The sequence below is a fragment of the Clostridium collagenovorans DSM 3089 genome (assembly GCF_900130005.1).
GTDB classification, from domain to species: domain Bacteria; phylum Bacillota; class Clostridia; order Clostridiales; family Clostridiaceae; genus Clostridium_D; species Clostridium_D collagenovorans.
The window spans coordinates 1-4,990 of sequence record NZ_FQXP01000023.1; the positions used below are offsets into that span (position 1 = coordinate 1).

Annotated in this window: 6 protein-coding genes; all 6 read left to right on the top strand. The window is 28.0% G+C overall.

Annotation, left to right across the window (positions count from 1 at the left end):
- On the top strand, nt 1–1,137 hold a 1,137-nt coding region (locus BUA48_RS15160), incomplete at its 5' end, for an N-acetylmuramoyl-L-alanine amidase family protein (protein WP_143147737.1).
- Nucleotides 1,138–1,698: 561 nt separating this feature from the next.
- A complete protein-coding gene (locus BUA48_RS15165) occupies nt 1,699–2,328 on the top strand; it encodes a sugar transferase (RefSeq protein ID WP_423231115.1) in 630 nt (209 codons plus the stop codon).
- 3 nt (nt 2,329–2,331) lie between these two features.
- Nucleotides 2,332–3,240, top strand: a complete 909-nt coding sequence (locus BUA48_RS15170) for a glycosyltransferase family 2 protein (protein ID WP_072832884.1) — start codon at nt 2,332–2,334, stop codon at nt 3,238–3,240.
- A gap of 15 nt (nt 3,241–3,255) precedes the next feature.
- Nucleotides 3,256–4,125 carry a glucose-1-phosphate thymidylyltransferase RfbA gene (gene rfbA, locus BUA48_RS15175; protein ID WP_072832885.1) on the top strand — a complete coding sequence of 290 codons (870 nt, stop codon included), beginning with the start codon at nt 3,256–3,258 and terminating at the stop codon, nt 4,123–4,125.
- A 99-nt stretch (nt 4,126–4,224) separates the two neighbouring features.
- On the top strand, nt 4,225–4,794 hold the full coding sequence (rfbC, locus tag BUA48_RS15180; RefSeq protein ID WP_072832886.1) for a dTDP-4-dehydrorhamnose 3,5-epimerase: 570 nt from the start codon (nt 4,225–4,227) through the stop codon (nt 4,792–4,794).
- A 3-nt stretch (nt 4,795–4,797) separates the two neighbouring features.
- A partial coding sequence (locus BUA48_RS15185; protein ID WP_143147738.1) for a GDP-mannose 4,6-dehydratase occupies nt 4,798–4,990 on the top strand: 193 nt, incomplete at its 3' end.

A 4,990-nucleotide genomic window follows, 5' to 3' on the forward strand; every position in this document is an offset into this window, starting at 1 on the left:
TTAGGACTATCAAGACCTGATGTAGATAGAGTTTATCCAGGGTATAAAAATGGTAAGACATCAGGATATAACTATGTAATAAATAAAAATAATATTTATCAAGGAAACCATAGAGTAACAGTTGAAGTAATAGCAAATGATGGTGAGGTACAAACATCAACTACCTATTTTAAGATGAAGAAGTTGAACTTAAGACTTCAAATTGATAATCCATATAATAAGCAAGTAGTAAATAAAGGTGAAAAAATGCTTGTTAGAGGATGGACATTAAGTGATTCAACAGTAGAGAAAGTTGAAATATACGTAAATAATAAGTTGATTATGAATGCTCAACATGGATTAGATAGAGAGGACGTTGCTGCTGCTTATCCAGAATACAATTATAATGTAGCATCTAAAAGTGGATATTCATGTATGGTAGATACTACAGGATTATTGACAGGGAAAAATATTGTTGCTGTAAAAGTTTATAATAAGGATTCTACTACAATTATGGGATCAAAAGAGTTTATAGTAGGAAAAACTATAATTATTGATGCAGGTCATGGTGGAAGTGATCCAGGAGCAAGTTCTGTAATTGATGGTGTAACATACAGAGAGGAAGAGGTAAACTTAAAGGTAGCTGAAACTTTAAAAGAAAAGTTAGAGAATAAGGGATTTATGGTTATAATGACTAGAAATGCTAATAACCAATCAGTTTCACTACAAGATAGAGTTACTATAGCTAATAATAGTAAAGCTGATTTATTTATAAGTATACATCATGATTCTTTTACAAATTCAAGTGCAAATGGGGTTACTTCTTTTTATAGTACATGGAAACCAGGGCTAGATAATGAAGGTGTGCTTTCCAATACAGATGGTAAATATGATATAACTCCATGTATAGAAGCTGTAAAAAGTCAAGTAATGGGTGCAGAGATAGTTAATGCTATGTCATCAGTAGGTTATAGTAACAGAGGTAATAAAGATAGAGAATTATATGTTACAAGTAGAACTAATATGCCTGCTTTATTATTAGAATGTGGATTTATAACAAATAAATCAGATATTTCAAAGATAACTAGTAATGAAAAAAGAAATGAGATGGCAGAGAAAATAAGTACCATAATTGAAAAAAACTTATACGGAAATTAACTTTATAAAATAAAGATAGCTGTTGATAAATTAATTATCAACAGCTATTTTTAAAAAAATTAATAATTATATATACATTAATATTAGTACAAAAACCTTCTAAAAGATACGACATATACATAAATAAAGAATAAAGAGAATTATAGAAACAAATTCTTAAAAAGTTAACAAATTGTAATGTTAAATTTTAATAAAAAGATATTATAATTAAAAATAATAGTAATACTTATTAAAAGATTAAAAAGTTTTAAGAAAATTTTATACTAAATCAAAAAGTCTAAAACTTTCTTGTAAGATATATTAAATAAAATTCTTATATTTTGGATAATATAATAACAATTATATTTATTTTATGGTGTGATAAGTAGACAAATAATATGTTTTTATGTATAATTCTAAGGGGAATTTAATTAGATAATGTAAATATGATAATTATTTTTGGTGAATTATTCAAATATAAAAGTATAATATTGTTAATGAAATTGAAATATATATTATGATATATGTTGAAAATTGGAGGAAAAAATGCAAAAGGTACAAACGGAAGCTTTAGAGAATAAAATGGATGTTAATTCTAAGTCATACTCAGCTTATAATATAATAAAAAGATTTTTTGATGTTATTATAGCAAGTTTAGCATTAGTTATATTGTCACCTGTTTTTATTATAATCTTTATTTGTATAAAGGTAGACTCATCAGGCCCAGCTGTCTTTGGACATACTCGTATTGGAGAAAATGGTAAATTAATAAAGGTTTATAAGTTTAGGTCTATGGTTGAGAATGCTGAAGAAGTATTAAGAAATTTTACAGCAGAGCAAAAAAAAGAATTTGAAAAAAACTTCAAATTAGAAAATGATCCTAGAATAACAAAAGTGGGGAATTTTCTGAGAAAAACTAGCTTAGATGAATTACCTCAATTGTTTAATATAATACTAGGAAATATGTCAATTGTAGGACCAAGACCTATAATTAAAAAGGAAATACAAAAATATGGTGAATATGCTGATAAACTTTTTAGTGTTAAACCAGGATTGACAGGATATTGGCAAGCTAACGGTAGAAGTGATACTAGTTATGAAGAAAGAGTGCAGATGGATATGTTCTATATAGATAATAGGTCGATATCCATGGATGTAAAAATAATCTTTAAAACTATTATCTCTGTAATAAAAAAAGAAGGGGCTATGTAAATAATGAAGGTTTCTATAGTGTGTCCTTTATATAATGCAGAAAAATATATTGAAAAATTGCATTCTAATATACTAGAGCAGAAAAAGGATTTTTTGGAAGAGTTAGAAATAAAATATGTATTAACCGAAAGTAAGGATAATACAGAGGAGCTTTTAAAAAAACTCCAAGTGGACTATATTCTTATAGACGCAAAAGATTTTTCTCATAGTAAGACAAGAGAAATGATGGCATATAAAGCTACAGGAGATATTTTAGTTTTTATTTCTCAGGATGTTGTTATGAAAAATGATTTATGGCTTAAAAATTTAGTTGAACCAATTATAAATAATGAATGTGAAGCAGCGTTTAGTAGACAATTATGTACAAATAATAGTATAGAGAAATATATTAGAGAAAATAACTATCCGGAAAAATCAAGAGTAGTAAGTGAAAAAGATATTGACCAATATGGATTGTTAACATTCTTTTATTCAGATGCGTCATCGGCTATAAGAAAAGATGTTTATCTTGAAGTAAATGGATATGATGGTAAGAATTTAATTATAAATGAAGATATGTATATAGCATATAAAATTATTACTAGCGGATATAGAATAAAATACTGTGCAGATTCAGAAGTATATCACTCTCATGTATTTACTCTGAAACAGTTGTATAATAGATATTTCGATACTGGTGTGTTTTTAAAGCAACATTCGTATTTATTACAATACAAAGCAAATGAAAGTGGATTTAAATTAGCAAAATATGCATTTAAGAGATCCATAAAAGAAAGAAATATATCTGTACTTTTAAACTTAATTCCTAATTTTGGAGCTAGATTTATAGGAAGTAACTTAGGAAAAAGATTTAATAAGCTACCGAGAAATTTTATAATAAAATCTTCACTGAATAAAAACTATTGGATTTAAAAAGGAGTGACAAGTATGAAAGGAATTATATTAGCAGGTGGGTCAGGTACGAGATTGTATCCGGTCACTAAGGCTATGTCTAAACAGATGGTTCCCATATATGATAAACCAATGATATATTATCCTATGTCAGTTTTAATGCTTGCAGGAATAAAAGATATATTAATTATTTCAACTGAGAGAGATTTACCACATTTTAAAGAGTTATTTCAAGATGGTTCTGATTTGGGATTAAATATAGAATATAAGATTCAAAGTGCACCAAATGGATTAGCAGAAGCTTTTATAATTGGTGAAGAGTTCATAGGAAATGATGACGTAGCAATGATTCTAGGAGATAATATTTTTTGGGGTCAAAGCTTTAGTAAGAGCTTACAAAATGCAGCAAAATTAGAAAAGGGAGCATGTATTTTTGGATACTATGTTCAAAATCCAACTGCTTTTGGCGTGGTTGAATTTGATGCAGAAGGAAATGTTCTTTCCATTGAAGAAAAGCCGGAAGTACCGAAGTCTAAATATGCAGTTCCAGGACTATATTTTTATGATAATACAGTAGTGGAAAAGGCTAAAAATTTAAAACCTTCTAAAAGAGGGGAACTTGAAATTACAGACTTAAATAAGATTTATATGGAAGAAAATGATCTTAAGGTTAGTTTATTAGGGAGAGGTATGGCATGGCTTGATACAGGAACGCATAGCTCTATGTTACAGGCATCTAACTTTGTAGAAGCGGTTCAAAACACACAAGGTACTTATATAGCATGTTTAGAAGAGATAGCATATAGACAAGGATGGATAACTAAGGATAAAGTTAGAGAGTTAGCGAAACCATTAATGAAAACAGGGTACGGTAAATACTTAATTGATATAATCGAAGAGAAGTAATAAAATAAATGTTTAAAAAGCAATATATTAAAAGTTATTAATAATCATGTTTAAATTTATAATATGATTATTAAAGTATATTTAAGAGTAGGTGGTAATATGAGTTTTAATTTTATTGAAACTAAGATAAAAGATCTATATATTATAGAACCAAAGGTATTTGGTGATAATAGAGGATATTTTATGGAAACCTATAGTAAGAAAGACTTTTTTGAAGCTGGACTTACTATGGAGTTTGTACAGGATAATGAATCTAAATCTAAAAAAGGAGTACTAAGAGGATTGCATTTTCAAACAAAGCACACTCAAGGAAAACTTGTTAGAGCAACTCAGGGTTCGGTTTATGATGTTGCTGTAGATTTAAGAAAGGGGTCACCAACTTTTGGACAATGGGAAGGCGTACTTTTAAGCGAAGAAAATAAAAGACAGTTTTATGTGCCAGAAGGGTTTGCTCATGGCTTTTTAGTTGTTTCTGATGAAGCTGTATTTAATTATAAATGTACAGATTTTTATGCACCAGAATATGATGGTGGAGTGCTATGGAATGATCCAGATATAAATGTTCAGTGGCCATTAGAAGGAATAGAAGAAATTTTATTATCTGAAAAGGATAAAAATCAAAAGACATTAAAAGAATTAGATATACCATTTGAATATAAAGGAGAATAGTTTATGAAAACTTATTTAGTTACGGGTGGAGCAGGATTTATCGGTTCTAACTTTGTATTATATATGTTAAATAAGTATGAAGACATAAAGATTATAAATCTAGATGCTTTAACATATGCAGGAAACTTAGAAAATTTAAAGTCAGTAGAGAATAATGAAAATCATATATTTGTTCAAGGAGATATATGTGATTCAG